This window comes from Winogradskya consettensis (genome assembly GCF_018332715.1).
GTDB classification, from domain to species: domain Bacteria; phylum Actinomycetota; class Actinomycetes; order Mycobacteriales; family Micromonosporaceae; genus Actinoplanes; species Actinoplanes consettensis.
This window is the reverse complement of sequence record NZ_BOQP01000043.1, coordinates 217,250-236,522: the sequence shown is the minus strand read 5'-3', so window position 1 is coordinate 236,522 and position 19,273 is coordinate 217,250. Positions and strand designations below refer to the sequence as shown.

22 protein-coding genes are annotated in these 19,273 nt (G+C 70.2%); 14 read left to right on the top strand and 8 right to left on the bottom strand.

Annotation, left to right across the window (positions count from 1 at the left end):
• Positions 1 to 39: 39 nt before the first annotated feature.
• Complete coding sequence (locus tag Aco04nite_RS36090; protein WP_438874972.1) at positions 40 to 402, top strand: DUF3099 domain-containing protein; 363 nt, start codon at positions 40 to 42, stop codon at positions 400 to 402.
• Here Aco04nite_RS36090 and Aco04nite_RS36085 read toward each other — a convergent pair.
• Together Aco04nite_RS36085 and Aco04nite_RS36080 are read right to left on the bottom strand one after the other, a co-directional pair.
• On the bottom strand, positions 399 to 1,274 hold the full coding sequence (locus Aco04nite_RS36085; protein ID WP_213001703.1) for a carbohydrate kinase family protein: 876 nt from the start codon (positions 1,272 to 1,274) through the stop codon (positions 399 to 401). The two genes, Aco04nite_RS36090 and Aco04nite_RS36085, sit on opposite strands and share 4 nt — an antisense overlap.
• On the bottom strand, positions 1,271 to 2,218 hold the full coding sequence (locus Aco04nite_RS36080) for a pseudouridine-5'-phosphate glycosidase (RefSeq protein WP_213001738.1): 948 nt from the start codon (positions 2,216 to 2,218) through the stop codon (positions 1,271 to 1,273). Before Aco04nite_RS36080 ends, Aco04nite_RS36085 begins: the two co-directional genes overlap by 4 nt.
• A gap of 170 nt (positions 2,219 to 2,388) precedes the next feature.
• Between Aco04nite_RS36080 and Aco04nite_RS36075 the strand changes: the two genes are divergently transcribed.
• The 4 genes from Aco04nite_RS36075 to Aco04nite_RS36060 all read left to right on the top strand — a co-directional run bounded on the left by Aco04nite_RS36075 (position 2,389) and on the right by Aco04nite_RS36060 (position 5,721).
• The gene (locus Aco04nite_RS36075; protein ID WP_203838785.1) at positions 2,389 to 2,607 is read left to right on the top strand and encodes a DUF3039 domain-containing protein; all 219 of its coding nucleotides are present in this window, start codon (positions 2,389 to 2,391) and stop codon (positions 2,605 to 2,607) included.
• A gap of 16 nt (positions 2,608 to 2,623) precedes the next feature.
• Entirely contained in the window at positions 2,624 to 3,238 is a 615-nt protein-coding gene (locus Aco04nite_RS36070) for a trimeric intracellular cation channel family protein (protein ID WP_213001702.1), read from the top strand.
• Positions 3,239 to 3,326: 88 nt separating this feature from the next.
• The gene (locus Aco04nite_RS36065) at positions 3,327 to 5,054 is read left to right on the top strand and encodes a DEAD/DEAH box helicase (RefSeq protein ID WP_244876537.1); all 1,728 of its coding nucleotides are present in this window, start codon (positions 3,327 to 3,329) and stop codon (positions 5,052 to 5,054) included.
• Positions 5,055 to 5,106: 52 nt separating this feature from the next.
• Entirely contained in the window at positions 5,107 to 5,721 is a 615-nt protein-coding gene (locus tag Aco04nite_RS36060) for a transglycosylase domain-containing protein (protein ID WP_213001700.1), read from the top strand.
• A gap of 104 nt (positions 5,722 to 5,825) precedes the next feature.
• On the opposite strand, the gene Aco04nite_RS36055 is transcribed toward Aco04nite_RS36060, so the two are convergent.
• Both Aco04nite_RS36055 and Aco04nite_RS36050 read right to left on the bottom strand, forming a co-directional pair.
• A complete protein-coding gene (locus tag Aco04nite_RS36055) occupies positions 5,826 to 6,065 on the bottom strand; it encodes a DUF7455 domain-containing protein (protein WP_026205883.1) in 240 nt (79 codons plus the stop codon).
• A 354-nt stretch (positions 6,066 to 6,419) separates the two neighbouring features.
• Entirely contained in the window at positions 6,420 to 7,964 is a 1,545-nt protein-coding gene (locus Aco04nite_RS36050) for an RNA polymerase sigma factor (RefSeq protein ID WP_213001699.1), read from the bottom strand.
• 297 nt (positions 7,965 to 8,261) lie between these two features.
• Between Aco04nite_RS36050 and Aco04nite_RS36045 the strand changes: the two genes are divergently transcribed.
• Positions 8,262 to 9,035 (top strand): inositol monophosphatase family protein, encoded by a 774-nt coding sequence (locus Aco04nite_RS36045; protein WP_213001737.1) that lies wholly within the window; start codon positions 8,262 to 8,264, stop codon positions 9,033 to 9,035.
• Between the two features lie 70 nt (positions 9,036 to 9,105).
• Here Aco04nite_RS36045 and Aco04nite_RS36040 read toward each other — a convergent pair whose 3' ends face one another.
• Complete coding sequence (locus Aco04nite_RS36040; protein ID WP_213001698.1) at positions 9,106 to 9,654, bottom strand: LytR C-terminal domain-containing protein; 549 nt, start codon at positions 9,652 to 9,654, stop codon at positions 9,106 to 9,108.
• 370 nt (positions 9,655 to 10,024) lie between these two features.
• On the opposite strand from Aco04nite_RS36040, the gene Aco04nite_RS36035 reads away from it, so the two are divergent.
• Positions 10,025 to 10,321, top strand: a complete 297-nt coding sequence (locus Aco04nite_RS36035) for a DUF4193 domain-containing protein (protein WP_015624762.1) — start codon at positions 10,025 to 10,027, stop codon at positions 10,319 to 10,321.
• A 184-nt stretch (positions 10,322 to 10,505) separates the two neighbouring features.
• Positions 10,506 to 11,369, top strand: a complete 864-nt coding sequence (locus Aco04nite_RS36030) for a hypothetical protein (protein WP_438874971.1) — start codon at positions 10,506 to 10,508, stop codon at positions 11,367 to 11,369.
• Here Aco04nite_RS36030 and Aco04nite_RS36025 read toward each other — a convergent pair.
• A complete protein-coding gene (locus Aco04nite_RS36025) occupies positions 11,338 to 11,832 on the bottom strand; it encodes a DUF3093 domain-containing protein (RefSeq protein WP_213001697.1) in 495 nt (164 codons plus the stop codon). The genes Aco04nite_RS36030 and Aco04nite_RS36025 overlap by 32 nt on opposite strands.
• Before the next feature lie 78 nt (positions 11,833 to 11,910).
• Between Aco04nite_RS36025 and dut the strand changes: the two genes are divergently transcribed.
• The 4 genes from dut (at position 11,911) to Aco04nite_RS36005 (ending at position 14,437) form a co-directional block, all read left to right on the top strand.
• On the top strand, positions 11,911 to 12,378 hold the full coding sequence (dut, locus tag Aco04nite_RS36020) for a dUTP diphosphatase (protein ID WP_244876535.1): 468 nt from the start codon (positions 11,911 to 11,913) through the stop codon (positions 12,376 to 12,378).
• Between the two features lie 20 nt (positions 12,379 to 12,398).
• A complete protein-coding gene (locus tag Aco04nite_RS36015; protein ID WP_213001695.1) occupies positions 12,399 to 13,118 on the top strand; it encodes a DUF3710 domain-containing protein in 720 nt (239 codons plus the stop codon).
• Positions 13,119 to 13,235: 117 nt separating this feature from the next.
• Positions 13,236 to 13,616 (top strand): OB-fold nucleic acid binding domain-containing protein, encoded by a 381-nt coding sequence (locus Aco04nite_RS36010; protein ID WP_213001694.1) that lies wholly within the window; start codon positions 13,236 to 13,238, stop codon positions 13,614 to 13,616.
• Positions 13,613 to 14,437 carry a DUF3159 domain-containing protein gene (locus tag Aco04nite_RS36005; RefSeq protein WP_213001693.1) on the top strand — a complete coding sequence of 275 codons (825 nt, stop codon included), beginning with the start codon at positions 13,613 to 13,615 and terminating at the stop codon, positions 14,435 to 14,437. The genes Aco04nite_RS36010 and Aco04nite_RS36005 overlap by 4 nt, the downstream gene beginning before the upstream one ends.
• 2 nt (positions 14,438 to 14,439) lie before the next feature.
• On the opposite strand, the gene Aco04nite_RS36000 is transcribed toward Aco04nite_RS36005, so the two are convergent.
• Together Aco04nite_RS36000 and Aco04nite_RS35995 are read right to left on the bottom strand one after the other, a co-directional pair.
• Positions 14,440 to 15,120: a potassium channel family protein gene (locus tag Aco04nite_RS36000; RefSeq protein WP_213001735.1), complete on the bottom strand. Its 681-nt coding sequence runs from the start codon at positions 15,118 to 15,120 to the stop codon at positions 14,440 to 14,442.
• The gene (locus Aco04nite_RS35995; RefSeq protein WP_213001692.1) at positions 15,117 to 15,782 is read right to left on the bottom strand and encodes a potassium channel family protein; all 666 of its coding nucleotides are present in this window, start codon (positions 15,780 to 15,782) and stop codon (positions 15,117 to 15,119) included. Before Aco04nite_RS35995 ends, Aco04nite_RS36000 begins: the two co-directional genes overlap by 4 nt.
• A 113-nt stretch (positions 15,783 to 15,895) precedes the next feature.
• Between Aco04nite_RS35995 and Aco04nite_RS35990 the strand changes: the two genes are divergently transcribed.
• Complete coding sequence (locus Aco04nite_RS35990) at positions 15,896 to 17,947, top strand: APC family permease (protein ID WP_213001691.1); 2,052 nt, start codon at positions 15,896 to 15,898, stop codon at positions 17,945 to 17,947.
• Positions 17,944 to 19,206 (top strand): class I SAM-dependent RNA methyltransferase, encoded by a 1,263-nt coding sequence (locus tag Aco04nite_RS35985; protein ID WP_213001690.1) that lies wholly within the window; start codon positions 17,944 to 17,946, stop codon positions 19,204 to 19,206. Before Aco04nite_RS35990 ends, Aco04nite_RS35985 begins: the two co-directional genes overlap by 4 nt.
• Positions 19,207 to 19,273 lie beyond the last annotated feature (67 nt).

Genomic DNA, 19,273 nt, shown 5'->3' with positions numbered 1-19,273 from the left:
TGCGTCGATAGTGGCCGACCTGGTGACCACGGTGCAAGGATGAGGAACGTGAAGAAGCAGCCGGAGCGGCCAGTCCTGATCACCAACGCCGCCCGCAGCCAAGGTGACCAGCTCCGCACCAGGCAGATCCGTTACGTCACGATGATGGGCATCCGTTCGCTCTGCCTGATCCTGGGCGCGGTCCTGATCAGCATCCAGCCCCCACTGCTTCCGGTCTGGTTGATCCTCTGCGCGCTCGGCATGGTCCTGCTGCCCTGGATGGCGGTCCTGATCGCGAACGACCGCCCGCCCAAGAGCCGCGAGAACCCGGCCGCCCCGCAGCCCCAGCACACCACCCAGACCATGATCGCTACGGAAGGTGAGGAAGAGATCCAGCACCGCACCATCGACGTCGAGCCCTAGGGTCGCGCGCCGACCTTCTGCACGGCCGCGGCACCCAGCGCGGCGCCGGCCAGGAGGGCGGCTTCCGGCTCAGAGCCCTTCAGCCAGGCGTTGAGCAGGCCCGCTGCGAAAGCGTCACCCGCCCCGGTCGGATCTTTGGAATGTACGCGCTGGGCGCCGGACAATCGCAGCTCCCCGTCCTGCGTTCGCCACACGGCGCCGTCGGGCCCGAGCTTGATCACGACGTTCCGGGCGAAGGCGGTGAGCACTCTTGCTTGCTCCGCCGCTGATCCCTCCCCGGCCAGCGCCGCTGCCTCGTCGGCGTTGCACAGCAGCAGGTCGGTTCCGCGTACGAGCTCGAGAAAGTCCCCCGCCGACCGCAACGGAGCCGCCGAGGCCGCGTCGACGCTGGTGGTGAGCCCCCGCTCCCGGGCCGCGGCCAGCGCGGCCAGCCCACCCGGCCGCGACCCCGCGTGCAGCAGCGGATAGCCCGACAGATGCAGGTGAACCGCGTCCGGGGCGGCCTCGACCGCGTCCCGCACATCCGTTGGATCCAGCAGCAGCGAAGCGCCCCGATCGGTGATCATGGTGCGTTCCGAGGCGTCGGCGAGCACCACGACACTGCCGGTCGCCGTACCCGCATGATGCCGGACCGCGCACCGCACCCCGGACGCGACCAGCTCGGCGACCCGCTCGCGCCCGGCAGGGTCGTCCCCTACCGCGGCGATGAGCGTGGGGGCAGCGCCGGCGTGGGCCAGCCAGGCAGCGGTGTTCGCCGCCTGACCGCCCCCGCCGATGCTGATCCGCGCGTCCGTGTCCGAGCCCGCGGCGAGCTCCCCGCGCTGCTCCACCAGGATGTCGGTGACCAGATCGCCGACTACGAGGACGTTCATCCCGGCAGGCTGAACCCGAGCGATGCGTGCGCGGGCGTCGCGGCGACCGCGATCTGGGCGGCGAGGGCCGCGTTACGCAGGATGATGCGTACGTTGACCTCGAGGCTCTTGCCCTCGGTGCTGCTGTGGAAGTGCGCGAGCAGGAACGGCGTGACCGCCTTGCCGGTGATCCCGTCGCGGGCCAGCAGCTCCAGCCCCTCGGCCAGCGTCGCGTCGTGCAGCGCCGGGTCGAGCTGCTCGTCGACCGGGAGCGGGTTGCCCAGTACCAGCGCGCCCGCGCCGACGCCGTGATCCGCCCGGGCCGCCATCACGCCGGCGATCTGCGCGGGGGAGTCGAGCTGCCAGTCGACCTCGTGGCCGCCGTCGGTGATGAAGAAGCCCGGGAAGCGCCTGGTGCCGTACCCGGCGACCGCCACGCCCAGCGTCTCCATGCGCTCCAGCGTCGCGCCCACGTCGAGGATCGACTTGACCCCGGCGCAGACCACGACGATGGGCGTACGCGACAGCGTCGTCAGGTCTGCCGACTCGTCGAAGGTGTCGCTGGCCTCACGGTGCACCCCGCCGAGCCCGCCGGTGGCAAAAACGCCGATCCCGGCAGCGGCAGCGACGGCACTCGTCGCGGCGACCGTGGTCGCGCCGTCCGCCCCGGTAGCGGCACCGAGTGCGAGGTCACGTACGGAGAGTTTCGCCACTCCGTCCGCGCCCGCCAGGTGCTCGATCTGGGCGTCCTCGAGGCCGACGATCAGCTCGCCGCCGATCATGCCGATCGTGGCGGGCACCGCGCCGTTGTCGCGAACGGTCTGCTCGATCTCGCGCGCTACCCGCAGGTTGTCCGGCCGGGGAAGGCCGTGCGAGACGATCGTGCTCTCCAGCGCCACCACCGGAAGTCCGTCGCGGCGCGCGCGGGTCACATGCTCGCCGTAACGGATGCTGAAGCGGCCCAACTGCCGCGTGGAATCGGTCACGATGGCAACGGTACGGCCCCGCCGAACGCCCTTGTCGTTGGACCGACCAGGCGTGAGGTGTCAGACTTGCTGGTTGAAGCTTATGCCGCGCAGGCCGGGGGGCACGCGGTGCGATTCTTGCTGAAGACTGACGACGAGAGGCAGATGCCGTGAGCACGCAGATCCTCGAGCGCCCGGAGACGAAGGACGCCGACACCGGGCCGGAGATGTTCCACTATGTGCGCAAGGAGAAGATCGCGGAGAGCGCGGTCATGGGCACCTACGTGGTGGCGCTGTGCGGGGACAAGTTCCCAGTGACCAAAACGCCGAAGCCAGGCTCCCCGGTATGTCCGGCCTGCAAGGAAATCTACGAGGCAATGCAACACTGACCGGGAGAAACGTTCTGTGACGGGAAGTTACAGTCTGCTCGTCGCAGACCTGATCGGTGTGGCGGTCTTCGCGGCCTCCGGCGCCAGCGCCGCGGTCGCGAAGCGCCTCGACCTGTTCGGAGTGGCGTTCGTCGGTTTCGTGGCAGCGCTGGGCGGCGGCATCCTGCGTGATCTCGTGATCGGCGCGGTGCCGCCGCTCGCCTTCGCCGACTGGCGTTACGCGATCACGGCCGTGCTCGCGTCGGTCGCCGTGTTCTGGCTGCACCCGCAGCTCAACCGGCTCCGGCGCACGGTGCTGGTGCTCGACGCGGCCGGTCTCGGCCTGTTCACGGTCACCGGCACCCTCAAGGCCATCGCCGCCGGCGTCCCACCCGCCGGCGCCTGCTTGGTGGGAATGCTCACTGCGATCGGCGGTGGACTGGCCCGGGATCTGCTCACCGGGGAGATCCCGGCGGTGCTGCAGCGTGACATCTACGCGATAGTCGCCCTCGGCGGTGCCATCGCGGTTACCGTCCTGAGCTGGCTGAACGTCGCCGACATGGTCACTCTCGCGGCGGCTGCGGCCGGCATGACATCGGTACGCCTGATCGCGCTCTACCGCCGTTGGTCGGCTCCCGTGGCCGTGCCGTAGCCCCGGGTAGCGGCCCGTTTTGGTTATGCTGGGGGTCGCCTCCGCGCCTTTCCCGCGGGGGTTTTCTGTTGAAGGGGATCGTCGCAGCTTGAGTCCGTCGTTGCCGAACCTGGAAACCTTCCCGCCGCTACGTGACTGGCAGCGCAAGGCCCTGGTCAAGTACCTGCGCCGACGCTCGCCCGACTTCATGGCGGTCGCGACCCCGGGCGCGGGCAAGACCACCTTCGCCCTGCGCATCGCCGCGGAGCTGCTCAACGACGGCACCGTCGAGGCGGTCACGGTGGTCTGCCCGACCGAGCACCTCAAAACGCAGTGGGCGTCCGCGGCGGCCCGCGTGGGCATCCAGCTCGACGCGTCGTTCCGCAACTCCGACGTGCACAGCTCCCGCGACTTCCACGGGGCCGTCCTGACGTACGCGCAGGTCGGCATGGCTCCCGCGGTCCACCGCCGCCGGACGATGACCCGCCCGACCATGGTCATCCTCGACGAGATCCACCACGCGGGCGACTCCCGCAGCTGGGGCGACGGCGTCAAGAACGCGTTCGACGAGGCCGAACGGCGGCTGATGCTGACCGGCACCCCGTTCCGCTCCGACGACAACCCGATCCCCTTCGTCGAGTACGAGCGCGGCCAGGACGGCCTGCAGCGCTCCCGCTCCGACTCGATCTACGGCTACAGCGACGCCCTCAGCGACGGCGTTGTGCGCCCGGTCATTTTCCTGGCCTACTCCGGCGAGACCCGCTGGCGCACCAGTGCGGGCGACGAGCTCGCAGCCCGCCTCGGCGAGCCCATGACCAAGGACCTGATCGCCCAGGCCTGGCGCACCGCCCTCGACCACCGCGGCGACTGGATGCCCCAGGTCCTGCGTGCGGCCGATGCCCGCCTCTCCCGGATCAGATCCCACGGCATGACCGACGCCGGCGGCCTGATCATCGCCAGCGACCAGCAGACCGCCCGGGCGTACGCGAAGCTGATCGGTGAGATCTCCGGCGAGCCGGCCGTCGTGGTCCTCTCCGACGACAACGGATCCTCGTCCCGAATCGCCGAATTCGCACTATCGGAACAACGCTGGATGGTCGCGGTCCGCATGGTGTCGGAGGGCGTCGACATCCCCCGCCTCGCCGTCGGCGTCTACGCCACCAGCGCCTCCACCCCGCTCTACTTCGCCCAGGCCATCGGCCGCTTCGTCCGCGCCCGCCGCACCGGCGAGACCGCCACGGTCTTCGTCCCCAGCGTCCCCCACCTCCTCGGCCTGGCCAGCGAGATGGAAGCCCAGCGCGACCACATCCTCGGCGCCCCGAAGGAGAAGGACGGCCTCGACGACGATCTGCTCGAGCGCGCCCAGCGAGCCGAGGACGCCGAGGGCGAGCTGGAGAAACGCTTCGAGGCCCTCTCCGCGACCGCCGAGCTCGACCAGGTCATCTATGACGGCACCTCCTTCGGCACCGGAGCCCGCACGGGCACCCCGGAGGAGGAGGAATACCTGGGACTCCCCGGCCTGCTGAGCCCCGACCAGGTCACCACGTTGCTCTCGAAGCGCCAGTCCGACCAGATCGCCGCCCAGAAACGGGCCGCGGCCCTGGCTCCGGATCCGGTCCCCGCCCAGCGCGAGCCGGTCGTCCCGATGAGCGCCGGTGAACGCCGTGCGGCGCTGCGCCGTCAGCTCAACACCCTGGTCGCCGCCCACCACCACCGCACCAACCTGCCGCACGGCAAGATCCACGCCGAGCTGCGCCGCCTGTGCGGGGGCCCGCCCTCGGCCCAGGCCACCATCGAACAGCTCGAAGAACGCATCGCCACCGTCCAGACCCTGTGACCCCCTGAGGCCGGCGTTGGTCGCGAAGGCGCCGCACACCTACTGTGTGCCGATGACTCTCGCCGACACGGCCCAGCCCGCCCCCGAACCGGTCTCTGCCCCGCCCCGGCGACGTCGCGGCCGGCGACTGGTCATCGGCATCTCGATAGCCCTGCTGGTGGCGGCCGGCGGCACGATCGCGGGCACCTACTACTACGACAGCGTGCCCCTGATCGAGAGCAACGCCGCGACACCGGCGGCTGCGGTGCCGCCCGCGGTGGAGAAGCCGTTCGTTGCCGCCATCGACCCGGACTTCTACGCCGCCGACAACTCGCTGATCACCCGACGGTACGTGATGCTCGGGTTCGGTGCTGAGAAGGAGTCCGGCCTGCGTACCCGGATCATGGCCCACAAGGCCGAGACCAGCTACACCAAGACGGAAATCCTGGACAGCTACCTCGGCAGGGCCGACTACGGCCGCGGCGCGGTGGGCCTGGACGCCGCCGCGCAGACCTATTTCGCCAAGCCGGTCGCACAACTGAGCGTCGCCGAGGCGGCGTTGCTCGCGGTACAGCTCCACCCGGACCGTCCCGAGCCGAAGGCCGGCTGGAACCAGATCCTGGACACCATGGTCGAGCTCGGCTGGCTGACCCCGGCCGATCGCACCGGGCTCGCCTTCCCCGGCTGACGGCCGCCCCGAGTGGGTCGCGGGGCCGGGCTGTCGGGCCATTTGGGCACAGGGAAAGGGCGTCCCCACACCGGGACGCCCTTTGGTGCCTGTTTAGGGGGTTTTTAGTTAGAGTTGGACATCATGTCCGCGCCACGCCAGGTGAATTCGGGATCGGCCGCATACTGCACCGCGATCTTCACCAGGTCTTCGGCGTAGCGGTTGGCGTGGTGTCCGCAGAACACCAGCTCGCCACCGCCAGCCAAGGTCAGACGGAGCTTCCCTGCTGCATTGCAGCGGTCGCACCGTTCATCGGCTGCTGTTCCGGCCACGCTTCCCGCCGGCGGCGTGAGAGTCGGGGTCATCGCCTTCCTCCTCTGGTCGTCACCGATGAACATGTTCCTCGGCTACCGTTCACCCATCGTGCAACACCCTTGGCCGTTGCAGCCTTCCCACAGTGCCCTGAGGCGACCCAAGTCACACGTGGTCGGCCAGTCTGCCGTCCCTCAAGGGTGCCACGTCAACGATCACTTCTGCACAACGGTCTGATCACCACTCGATGATGTACGGGTAGTGACCAAAAGGGCACGTAATGTTGACGAGCTGGGCGGTCATCCAGTATTGATCAAGGTGTACGTGTCGAGTGCGAAATGGCCCTGGACACGACTGAGCCCCCGCATCGGCAGTCGCCGGCACGGGGGCTTCGGTGTCGCTGTGGATCAGTCCAGGTAGTCGCGCAGGACCTGGGAACGCGACGGGTGGCGCAGCTTGGACATCGTCTTGGACTCGATCTGGCGGATCCGCTCGCGGGTCACGCCGTAGACCTGGCCGATCTCGTCCAGGGTGCGGGGCTGGCCGTCGGTCAGGCCGAAGCGCAGCCGGACCACGCCCGCCTCGCGCTCGGAGAGCGTCTGGAGGACCTGCTGGAGCTGGTCCTGCAGGAGCGAGAACGAGACCGCGTCGACGGCCACGACCGCCTCGGAGTCCTCGATGAAGTCGCCGAGCTGGCTGTCGCCCTCGTCGCCGATGGTCTGGTCGAGTGAGATGGGCTCCCGGGCGTACTGCTGGATCTCCAGCACCTTCTCGGGGGTGATGTCCATCTCCTTGGCGAGCTCCTCCGGGGTGGGCTCGCGGCCCAGGTCCTGGAGCAGCTCACGCTGTATGCGGCCGAGCTTGTTGATGACCTCGACCATGTGCACCGGGATGCGGATGGTGCGGGCCTGGTCGGCCATGGCGCGGGTGATGGCCTGACGGATCCACCAGGTGGCGTACGTGGAGAACTTGTAGCCCTTGGTGTAGTCGAACTTCTCGACCGCGCGGATCAGGCCCAGGTTGCCTTCCTGGATGAGGTCCAGGAACGCCATGCCGCGGCCGGTGTAACGCTTGGCCAGCGAGACCACGAGGCGCAGGTTGGCCTCGAGCAGGTGGTTCTTGGCGCGCTCGCCGTCGCGGCCGATCCAGCGCAGGTCCCGCTCGAAGTTGCGCTCGAGCTTCTCCTCGCCCTCCTCGACGGCGCGGAGGCGCTCGGCGGCGTAGAGGCCGGCCTCGATCCGCTTGGCGAGCTCGACCTCCTGCTCCGCGTTGAGCAGCGGGACCTTGCCGATCTGCTTGAGATAGGCGCGGACCGAGTCGGCGGACGCGGTCAGCTCGGCGTCGCGACGCGCCTGCTTGAGGGCCTCGGACTCCTCGTCGTCCCACTCGAAGTCGCCGTCGGTCGCCGAGCTGGCGGCGTCGGTGGCGGCGGCCTGGACCATGGCGGCCGGCTCCTCGACGACGACATCCTCGATGTCGGCGGCGAGCTCCTCGGGATCGATCTCCTCGCCCTCGGCGGGGGCCTCGCCCGGCTTGGCGGCCTTGGCGGGGCCGGCCTTCTTCGCCGGGCCGGCGGTCTTCTTGGCGACCGCGGCCTTCTTCGCCGGGCCGGCGGCGGTGCCGTCGGCCGGCCTGGGAGCCGCGGGAGCGGCCTTCTTGGCGGCCGGGGCGCGGGTCGCCTTGGCGGTGGTGGCCTTCGAGGCGGGGGTCGCGGCGCGCGCGGCGGAGACCCGGCGGCGCGTGGTGCTCGCCGAGCCGTCGACGATGACCGTGACACCCGCGTCCACGAGGGCGCGCAGGATCTTCTTGGCCTGGGCCGGAGTCACCTCGGCGGCCTCGACCGTCTGCACGACCTGCGCCGACGTGACCTGCCCACCCGCACCCTGCGCGTGGGCGATCAGGGCCTCGGTGAGAGAGCGAACGTCGGCACCGGTCTGGTGGGCTTCTGTCACGAATGACCTTCCGGAGGGCGATGAAACACGGCCATGGGCCCAGCGCAGCACAGGGCTAAACAAGGCTGGCCGGTGTGGTGTGGGAGCCCCCGGAACGCGGACTGGCTTGCAGGCGGTCGTCCGTGAAGCGTGGGCAGGGGTGAATTGTAGCGCCGTCGAGCGAGATCCTCCCGCCGCAGCGCGCCGCGAGGGGTCGCCGACCTCCCTTCGGGCGCCGGTGCGAAAGAATGGTAACTGCTGAGAGGGTGGTGTGTAGTGGCTGAGAACCCCGGGGTACCAACACCGGATGAGCTGCTGATGATCGCGGTGCGAACAGCGCGGGAGGCGGCTGCGACCGCCCGGCGGATGCGCGCCGAGGCGATCACCGATGTGCAGACGAAGAGCACTGATACCGATGTGGTCACGGCTGCGGACAAGGCTGTCGAGCGACAGGTTGTCGAGGCGCTGCGGGTCGAGCGGCCCGGCGACGGCGTGCTCGGCGAGGAATACGGCGACACGACCGCGACGGGTGCGGTCCGCTGGATTCTCGACCCGATCGACGGCACGGTGAACTACCTGTACGGCCTCCCGCAGTACGCCGTCTCGCTGGCCGCCGAGGTCGAGGGCACAGTGGTGGCCGGCGTGGTGCACAACGCGGCCACCGGCGAGGAGTGGACGGCGACGCTGGGCGGTGGCGCCTGGCGCGACGGGCGGCGGCTCGGCGGGTCGGTTCGCACCACGCTGGACCAGGCGCTGGTGGGCACGGGCTTCGGCTATGACGCGGCGCGCCGGGCACATCAGGGCGCGGTGCTGGCCGGGCTCATCACGCAGGTGCGCGACATCCGCCGGTTCGGTGCGGCCTCGCTCGACCTGTGCATGGCGGCCGAGGGCATGCTCGACGCGTACTACGAGAAGGGCCTGAACCCCTGGGACCACGCTGCGGGTGGCCTGGTTGCCACGGAGGCGGGTCTGACCGTGTCCGGACTGGATGGTGCGGCAGCTAGCTCGGAAATGCTCGTAGCGGCGCCGTCAGCCCTGTTCGCGGCCCTGCACGACGCCCTGCACGAGCTGGACGCGGCGGGTGGTCCGTAAAAAGCGGTAAGACCCGCTAGACGACAATGCCCGCCGGTTGAAAAACTCGGCGGGCATTGTCACGGGGTCGTCAGGAGTCCTTGTCGTCCTTCTTGGCCGGTGCCGCACAGGCGCCCGGCGGCAGGACCGGCTCACCGAGCTCGACCAGCGACTGGTTGACCTCGGTGGTCGTGGCGAGCTGCTGGAACTGGCTGCCGATCGCGATGTCGACGACCGTGCCCTTGCGCTTCGCGTCGTACTGCGTGTCGGCCTGGTTCAGGAAGTACGCCCGCAGCAGCCACGCCGAACCGACCGCCTCCGGCCCGTACGTCATGATCGCGACGCCGTCGACCTTCTTCTTCGCCTCGTCGGGCTTCTGGGTCTTGAACCGGCGGTTCTTGAACTCGTTGGTGACGTTGTCGGCGAGGCCCGGCTGGTCGGTGCCGTTCAGGACCTTGACCGTGACGCCCTGGGGGTCGTCGGGCAGGGTCACGTTGGCCATCACGGAGCCGTCGGGGCAGCCACCGGAGGCCACCGCTCCGCCCTGGGTGTCGCGCACCAGCGCGACTACGACGAAGACCACGGCGGCGACGGCCAGGACGCCGACCACCACGAGGGCTCGGACGCGCGCAAAGCTCATGGTGCAGGCACTCCCGGGATTCGTTCGAGGGACGCGGTCTCGGGTGAGGTTAGCGTGAGGCCGCCGGGTGCGCGGAAACAGGGAAAGACTCCGGCGCGCCGACGATGATCCACGGCCATGTGCCCCTACTTTGATGTCGCCTCAGTCACATCGGGAACAATTGGCTGCCACTGGGCGTACAACCCTCCCACGAGGGAGGTAACGTGCCGCGTCTGCCGGGGCAGTTTCACGAGGGGGTGGGGGCGCCTCGGCGGATGATCGTTCCTTGCTGATCGGGCTGGGGAGAAAAGTCCGTCGGAACGGGAACCGAAACGCCGTCGCGGGCGTTACTTACGCCAAGTGACACATCGATACAGGAGAGTGAAAACCGATGGCCACCGACTACGACGCTCCGCGTCGCGATGAGGTCGACCTCGGCGAGGACAGCCTCGAGGAACTCAAGGCCCGCCGCGCCGACTCGCAGTCGGGCGCAGTGGACGTCGACGAGGTAGAGGTGGCGGAGAGCTTCGAGCTCCCCGGTGCCGACCTGGCCGACGAAGAGCTCACCGTCAAGGTCCTGCCGATGCAGACCGATGAATTCCGCTGTGCTCGCTGTTTCCTCGTGCATCACCGCAGCCAGCTGGCCGCGGAACGCAACGGGGAACTGATCTGCCGAGAGTGTGCCTGACCGGCGCGCGTCTCGGCAATGTCCTACCCGGCCGTCGCCGACGGCCGGGCGTCGTGTCAACCCCTGAAAACCTCAGGCCAACCCTTGAGAAGTTCAGGGACGCATGACGGGTGATGTTGTGTGCCCGCCCGCGAGGATGGGTATGTGACCCGCCAACGGCAGACGAACGGGGAGGTCGACCACCATGAGCCGCCCAGAAGAGAACTCGGTACCGACCGCAGAGCCGGGGCCCGAGCTCATCGAGGTCGACCCAGCTCCCCGTGCGGGGAGCACCACGCCAGGTTCTGACCTGGTGCGAACCGACGAGAAGGTGGCTGTCGACGCCGAGATCGGCACCACCGTGGCCGAGCTGACGGCTGACGATCTCGCCCCGGACAAGCGGCGCAGGCTCCTGGGCCGCCTCGTGGGCGACGTGCGCAAGCGTGGGCTCGGGCAGATGTTCCGCCCGAAGTCCGCGATCAAGTGGATGGCCGACGTGGTCTCCGACGTGGCCCCGCACGTTCCCGTGCGGGACCAGGCGACGCTGCGCCGGCACTTCAGCGGTCTCGACGACGACGATCTTGCCGAGCGGCTGGTCCGCAACGCCGCGCGGGCGACCGCCGGCGTGGGTGCGGCCGGCGGCGGTGTGGCCTCCCTGGAGTGGGTCGCCGCTCCGACCCTGCTCTCCGCGCCGGTGCTGCTGGCAGCGGAGACCATCGCGGTGGTCGCCATCGAGCTCAAGCTGATCGGCGAACTGCACGAGGTGTACGCGCAGCCGGTCGAGGGCTCCGGCGGGCAGAAGGCGATGTCGCTGGTGCAGGCCTGGTCCGGGCAGCGTGGGGTCAACCCGCTGGTGCCGGGGGTCGGGGTGGCCTCGGTGCTCGGGACGGCGGCCCGGCAGGAGCTGCAGAAGACACTTTTACGGCGTTTCGGGCGCAACCTGACCACGATGGGCCCGATGCTGACCGGCGCGGCCGTGGCGAGTTACCTGAACCGCCGGGCGACCCGCTCGCTCGGCGAGAAGCTGATCAAGGACCTCAGGAAGAAGCAGCAGCGCGCTTTGCGGTGACCAGGGCGGTGGCGAGCTCGACGGGGTGCCGCGTGCTGATGACCCAGAACGGGGTCGGGTCGGCGGGATCGTCGAGGACCACCTGCACCGCGCCGCCGATCCACGGCCGCTGGATCACGAACGCCAGCGGGTGCGCGCCGACGCCCAGGACCTCGCGCTTGCCGTCCGCGTCCAGTGCCACCACCTCGGCGATGACGCCGATCGGCAGGCGCGCGTCGTCGACCTGGAGCTCGCCTGCGGTGACCGCGACGCGGATGCGACCGAGCCACCACGGGCCCAGCAGGGAGATCGGCAGGAGGATCGCGAAGGGGACCCAGGCGCGCAGCCCGTCGTACCCCATCCAGATCTCGGCCGCGAGCAGCCCGCCGACGCCCAGCGCGGTCGGCCACATCCACCACGGCGCGCGCAGCCGTTCGGCGTACCCGGCCGGGGCCGCCGTGCGTGTCGAAGGCTCGGGTGTCACGCTGGTGAGGGTACGGCGCGCCTCCGCTCCTGCCGACGGCAGGATGGCAGGGTGGGTGCCGCCCGATTCCGATCCGACGTGAGGAAATTCGTCTTGGAGATCCAGGTCCGCCTCCTGGACGCCGGCCTGCCGGTGCCCTCGTACGCGCACCCCGGCGACGCCGGCGCCGACCTGTATGCGGCCGAGTCCGTGCAGATCGCCCCCGGCGAGCGCACGCCCGTCCGCACGGGCCTGGCGATCGCGATCCCGGAGGGGTTCGTGGGCCTCGTGCACCCCCGCTCGGGGCTGGCGGCCAAGCTGGGTGTGACCGTGCTGAACGCGCCCGGTACGGTCGACGCCGGTTACCGGGGAGAGATCCTCGTCGTGCTCATCAACCACGATCTCGCGAACACGGTCAAGATCTCCCGCGGCGATCGCATCGCCCAGCTGGTGTTCCAGCGGGTCGAGCGGGCCGTGTTCCACGTCGTCGATGAGCTGCCCGGCACCGAGCGCGGGGCCGGCGGGCACGGTTCCACGGGCGGTCACGCCGCCCTGACGTCTGAATAGTTCCGGAAGGTGGCAAGCAGATGTTCTCCCGCAAGCGCGGAGTCCCGCGGCACGTACGCCCGGACGACGCGCCCCGACCCGCGGCGCTCGTCCAGAGCATGGGCGGGCTGCCGCCGGCGCCTGATTTCGGGCCGTGGGACAGCCGGCAGGCACCCGAGGGGGTCCAGCGACTGGACCTCGGCAGCCTGCTGATCCCGGCGATCGACGGTGTCGAGGTGCGGGTGCAAGCGAACCCGGACGGCGGCGTCGAGCAGATCGTGCTCGTGCACGAAAACAGCGCCCTGCAGCTGAACGTCTTCGCGGCGCCCCGCAGCGAGGGCATCTGGGACGAGGTGCGCGACGAGATCGCCGCCACGATCAAGACCGACGGGGTGCCGGCGCACGAGTTCGACGGCCCGTGGGGCGTGGAGCTGGCGGCCCGGGTCAACACCCCGGACGGGCCGGCGGACGTGCGGTTCGTGGGTGTGAACGGCCCGCGGTGGCTGCTGCGTGCGCTGTTCCAGGGCCCGGCGGCTGCCGACCCGAGGCACGAGGGCGTGCTGGGCGAGTGCCTGCGCGGCGTCGTGGTGGTCCGTGACGACGAGGCCCGCCCGGTCCGGGAGCCGCTCCCGCTGCGGCTGCCGCAGGAGATGGCGGCTGCCGCCGAGGAGGCCCACGCGGGTCACGACCACTCACACGAGGGGCACGACCACTCACACGAGGGCCACGACCACGGCCCGAACGGCCGGCACATCCACTGATCTGATCGAATTCGCGCCCGGGTGACGTCGATCACCCGGGCGTGCCGGGCGTACGGTGGATGCGCGGGCCCAACCGGCTGCGTATCCAGGCTTGCCGACGATGAGGTGTCACGGGCCATGACTACCGAAGAGCGCACCCACGGACTGCGCCGGTTCTTCGAACGGCTGACCGCCTCCGAGGAGGAGCTGGACGCCGAGGAGCTGCAGCGCGACAGCCGCAAGTGCGGGGCGGTTCCGGCCACCCAGTGCCACCGCGGCCAGGTCGTCTCGGTCTCCGGGCGGCTGCGGACCGTGGCATACACTCCCCGGACCAACCTGCCGACGCTGGAGGCGGATCTCTACGACGGCAGCGACGTGGTCACGCTGGTCTTCCTGGGCCGGCGTTCGATCGTCGGCATCGAGCCGGGCCGCCAGCTCACCGCGCGGGGCCGGATCGCGATCCGCGACGAACGCAAGGTCATCTACAACCCGTACTACGAGCTGGAGGCGCCCCGGTGACACCCGGCCATGAACCCCAACACGCGGCTGCTGAGACGGCCGGCGAGCGGGTAGCCGCGGAAGTTGTCGAGGAAGTCGTCGACGAGCTCGACCTGCACCCGGTGAGCGAGCACCTCGCGAGAGGGCACTCGGAGAGCGGGCCGGCGAAGGCCGACGACGAGCTGCCCTCGATGAGCGAGCAGATCTCCGAGCAGCTGGGCGGGGTGCGCGGGCTCATCGAGTCGAGCGTCCCGGTGCTGGCGTTCGTGCTGCTCAACGTGCTGCTCGGCGACATCGGGCTCGGGCTGGAGAAGAAGACCGCGCTCTACTGGGCGATCGGCGGCAGCGTCGGCTCGGCGCTGGCGATCGGCGCGTACAGGCTCAGCCGCAAACAGCCGGTCCGGCACGCGGTCAACGGCATCTTCGGCATCGCGGTCGGCGCCTACCTCGCCTACCGCACGGGCGACGCCAAGAATTTCTACCTGCCGGGCATTCTGCTCACCCTCGGCCAGGTGGTCCTGCTGATCGGTTCGGTCGTGGTCCGCAGACCGATCATCGGGTACGTCTGGGGCGTACTCGCCAACGGCGGTAAGCACGACTGGTTCCACAACAGCAGGCTGTTCCGTACGTTCCAGTGGCTGACCCTGGTCTGGGCGGTCTCGCTGTTCGTCCGCGCGGGCGTCCAGGGCTGGCTCTACCTCGCCGACGAGGCCAACGCGATCGGCATCGTCCGCATCCTGATCAGCTGGCCCATCTACGCGGCCACCTTCGCCTACACCGCCTGGGCCGTCCACCGCGTGACCGCCGCCCAGGCCCTCGAAGCAGGGGTCAAGGAAAGCTGAGGTCAGCCGAGGTCCGCGGCCTTCCCGAGAACGACCGCCCGGACCTCGTCCTCCACCTCCGCGGTGCAGATGAAGATGAGTTCGTCGGCGGCTTCGAGCGGGTCGTCCGGGGTGGGTACCAGTACCCGCTTGCCGCGCAGGATCGCCACCAGGGCGGAGTCGTGGGGCAGCGGGACTGACCGCACCGGCTCGCCCACGTAGGGGGCGTCGGACGGCAGGGTGATCTCGACGAGGTTGGCCTGGCCCTGGCGGAACGTCATCAGCCGGACCAGGTCGCCGACCGTCACGGCCTCCTCGACCAGCGCGGCCATCAGGCGTGGCTTGCTGACCGAGACGTCGACGCCCCACTGCTCGGTGAAGAGCCATTCGTTCTCGGCGCGGTTGACGCGGGCGACGACCCGGTTGACCGCGAACTCGGTCTTCGCCAGCAGCGAGCAGACCAGGTTGGCCTTGTCGTCGCCGGTGGCCGCGATGACCACGTCGCAGCCGGCCACGTCGGCCTCTTCGAGACTGCTGACCTCGCAGGCGTCGGCGAGGATCCACTCGGCCTCGGGGACGCGCTCGGGGCGCAGCTGGGCGGGGGCACGCTCGATGAGCATGACCTGGTGGCCGTTGCCGATGAGCTCCTGGGCGATGGACCGGCCCACGTTGCCGGCGCCCGCGATGGCGATCCGCATGGTCAGTGACCTCCGAGCCCGGCGCTGCCGGCGGCCGCCAGCACACCCTCGACGATGTCGTCGGTGACCACGAAGAAGACCTGGTCACCGTCCTGCAGCACGGTGTTCGGGGTGGCGAGCGAGCCGATGCCGAAGCGTACGAGGTAGGCGACCCGGGCGCCGGTGCTGTCCTCCAGCGACTTGGTGGTCTGGCCGACCCAGTCGCGGTGCAGCGGGGCCTCGACGATGGAGACGGCGCTGGTCGGGTCGCGGAAGACCTCGACCGTTCCCTCCGGGATCAGGTGGCGCACCATCCGGTCGGCGGCCCAGCGGATCGTCGCCACGGTGGGGATGCCGAGCCGCTCGTAGACCTGGGCGCGGCGGGCGTCGTAGATGCGGGCCACCACGCGGGCCACGCCGAAATTCTCCCGGGCCAGCCGGGCAGAGATGATGTTGGAGTTGTCGCCGCTGGACACCGCGGCGAAGGCGTCGGCGCGCTCGATGCCGGCCTCGCGCAGCACGTCGCGGTCGAAGCCGATACCGGTGATCGTCGCGCCGCCGAACTCGGCGCCGAGCCGGCGGAAGGCGTCGGCATTGCGGTCGATGATCGCGACCGAATGGCCGCGAGCGTCGAGCTTGTGCGCGAGCGTCGAGCCGAGCCGCCCGCAGCCCATGATCACCACGTGCACTTTTACGCGCCTCTCCGAAACGGGGCTGACACGCAGAGCGTGCCATGCCCGCGCGACCGCCGCTGGCCGGGGCGCCCGGCGGCGTGGCGCGGGCAGCCGTACGCTTTGGCCTTGTGGCGAGTTCGACGTCCTTAGCCAAGCGGCTGTTACTCGGCCGGCCCTTCCGCTCCGACAAGCTGGCGCACACGCTCCTGCCGAAGCGGATCGCGCTGCCCGTGTTCGCCTCCGATGCGCTGTCGAGCGTGGCCTACGCCCCTGACGAGATCCTCCTGACCCTCTCGATCGCCGGCGCGACGGCGTTCACCATCTCGCCGTGGATCACGCTGGCGGTCGCCGTCGTGATGGTCACGGTGGTCGCGAGCTACCGGCAGAACGTGCACGCCTATCCCTCCGGCGGCGGCGACTACGAGGTGGCGACGGTCAACCTCGGGCCGCGGTTCGGGGTGGCGGTGGCCAGCGCGCTGCTGGTCGACTACATCCTGACCGTGGCGGTATCGGTCAGCGCGGGGGTCAGCAACCTCGGGTCCGTGGTGCCGTTCGTCGCCGAGCACAAGATCGGTATCGCGATCGCCGCGGTTGCCATCCTGACCGCACTCAACCTACGGGGGCTGCGGGAGTCGGGCACGGCGTTCGCGATCCCGACGTACGCCTTCATCATCGTCATCGTCGGCATGATCGTCACCGGTCTGATCCGGGTCTTCGTGCTCGGCCAGGATCTCCGCGCACCCAGCGCCGGGCTGGTGATCAGCGCCGAGGAACACCATCTGACCAGCTTCGCGTTCGTCTTCCTGATGCTGCGCACGTTCTCGTCCGGCTGCGCGGCGCTGACCGGTGTCGAGGCCATCTCCAACGGCGTCCCGGCGTTCAAGCCGCCGAAGAGCAAGAACGCCGCCACCACGTTGCTGCTGCTCGGCAGTCTCGCGATCACGATGCTGGTCGGCATGGTGCTGCTGGCCCGGGTCACGCACCTGCAGTTCGTCGAGGACGCGTCGCAGATCATCGGCGGGCCGCCCGACTACGTGCAGAAGACGGTCACCGCGCAGCTCGGTGAGACGGTCTTCGGCCAGGGCTCGGCGCTCGTCTACCTGGTCGGTGCGGTCACCGCCCTGATCCTTTTCCTGGCCGCGAACACCGCGTTCAACGGCTTCCCGGTGCTCGGCTCGATCCTCGCCCAGGACCGTTACCTGCCGCGCCAGCTGCACACCCGCGGTGACCGGCTCGCGTTCAGCAACGGCATCCTGTTCCTCGCCGTCGCCGCGATCGTGCTGATCGTCGCGTTCGACGCCCAGGTCACCCGGCTGATCCAGCTCTACATCGTGGGCGTCTTCGTCTCCTTCACGCTGTCGCAGGCGGGCATGATCCGGCACTGGAACAGGCTCCTGCGCACCCAGCGAGATCCGCTCAAACGTCGGCAGATGTACCGCTCCCGCACGATCAACACGGTGGGCATGGCGCTGACGGGTGCGGTGCTGGTCGTCGTACTCATCACGAAGTTCCTGCTCGGTGCCTGGATCGCGATCGCCGCGATGATCTTCATCTACCTGCTCATGCTGGGCATCCGCAAGCACTACACGCGGGTCGCCGAGGAGCTGGAGCCCACCGAGGAACGGTTCGTGCTGCCGTCGCGCAACCACGCCGTGGTGCTGGTCAGCAAGGTCCACCAGCCGACGCTGCGGGCGCTCGCATACGCGCAGGCCACCCGTCCGGACTCGCTCACCGCCGTAACGGTGAACGTGGACGACAAGGACACCCGCAAGATCCAGGCGGAGTGGGAGCGCCGGCAGATCCCGGTGCAGCTCACCGTCGTCGACTCGCCCTACCGTGAGATCTCCCGCCCGATCATCGACTTCGTGAAGGGCGTGCGCCGCGGCTCACCCCGCGACGTGGTGACGGTCTTCGTCCCCGAGTACGTCGTCGGCCGCTGGTGGGAGAACCTCCTGCACAACCAGAGCGCGCTGCGGATCAAGGCCCGGCTGCTCTTCGAGCCCGGCGTCATGGTCACCAGCGTCCCGTGGCAGCTGCGCTCCAGCCAGGACCGCGACCTCGACCGCTACGACCGCGGCCTGAGCTCGGCCCCCCGCCGCGGCCCCCGCACCCGCCTGCCCGCACCCGCCACCACCGCCGCGCCCGATTCGGCCGCGGAACCCGAGGAGCCCCAAAAGTGACCGTAGAGACCGTGGAACTCGTCGAGGGCGACCTGGTGGAGCTGACCGTGGGCGCGCCCGCGCACGGCGGTCACTGCGTCGCTCGGCTCGGTGGCGAGCACGGCCGGGTCGTTTTCGTGCGGCACGCGCTGCCCGGTGAGAAGGTCACGGCCGAGATCACCGAGCTGCACAAGAGTTGGGTACGAGCCGACGCGATCACGGTGCACGAGGCCTCCGCCGACCGGGTCGAGCCGCCCTGCCCGTGGTCCGGCCCCGGCAAGTGCGGCGGCTGCGACCTGCAGCATGTCGCCCCCGCGGCGCAGCTCGGCTGGAAGACCGAGGTGGTGCACAACCTGCTCGCCCGGATGGCCGGCCTGAGCGAGATCGAGATCAAGGATCTAGGTGTACGCGTGGAGCCGCTGCCCGGTGGCCCGCTCGGCTGGCGCTCCCGCGTGCGGTACGCCGTCGACGCCGCCGACCGCCCCGGCCTGCTCAAACACCGCTCCCACGAGGTCGTGCCGGTGGACCGCTGCCGGATCGCCCACCCCGGCATCCAGGCCCTGGACATCACCACGCGTACCTGGCCGGAGGCGTCGTCGATCGAGACCGTCGCCTCCACCGGGGGCGACGTGGTCGTCATCCCGCGCGCGACCGTCGGCAGCGCCGGTGACCTGCTCGACGAGGTGAACAGCGCGCCCGAGGCGGGCTCCGTCGAGGTGCGCGAGCTGGCCGCCGGCCGCGAATGGCACGTCCCCGCCGACGGCTTCTGGCAGATCCACCCGTCCGCCGCCGACACCCTCGTCGGTGCCGTGCTGGAGCTGCTCGACCCGCAGCCGGGCGAGACGTCCTGGGACCTCTACGGCGGCGCCGGGCTGTTCGCAGCCGCGCTGAACGCCCGCACCGGTGCACGCACCACCGTCGTGGAATCGAGCCCGATCGGCGTCGTCGCCGCACGGCGCAACCTCGCCGACCTGGTCGGCACGGAGGTCATCGCGGCCAAGGTCGAGATCGCGCTCGCCCGCCGCCGCCCCGCCGGCCCGGTCGACCTGATCGTCCTCGACCCGCCCCGCACGGGCGCCGGGGCGAAGGTCGTCCGCGCGATGGTGGACGCCTCGCCGCGCGCGATCGCATATGTCGCGTGCGACCCGGCGGCGCTGGCCCGGGATCTCAAGACGTTCGCGGGGCTGGGCTGGAAGGTCGTGCAGCTGCGGGCGTACGACTGCTTCCCCATGACCCAGCACGTGGAGTGCGTGGCCCTGCTGACCCCCGTCACCTCATGAGGCGGGCACGCCTGCGGGCATAGGCGCCGGTGCCGGCCACGCCCAGCACGCCGACGTCAGCGCCGTG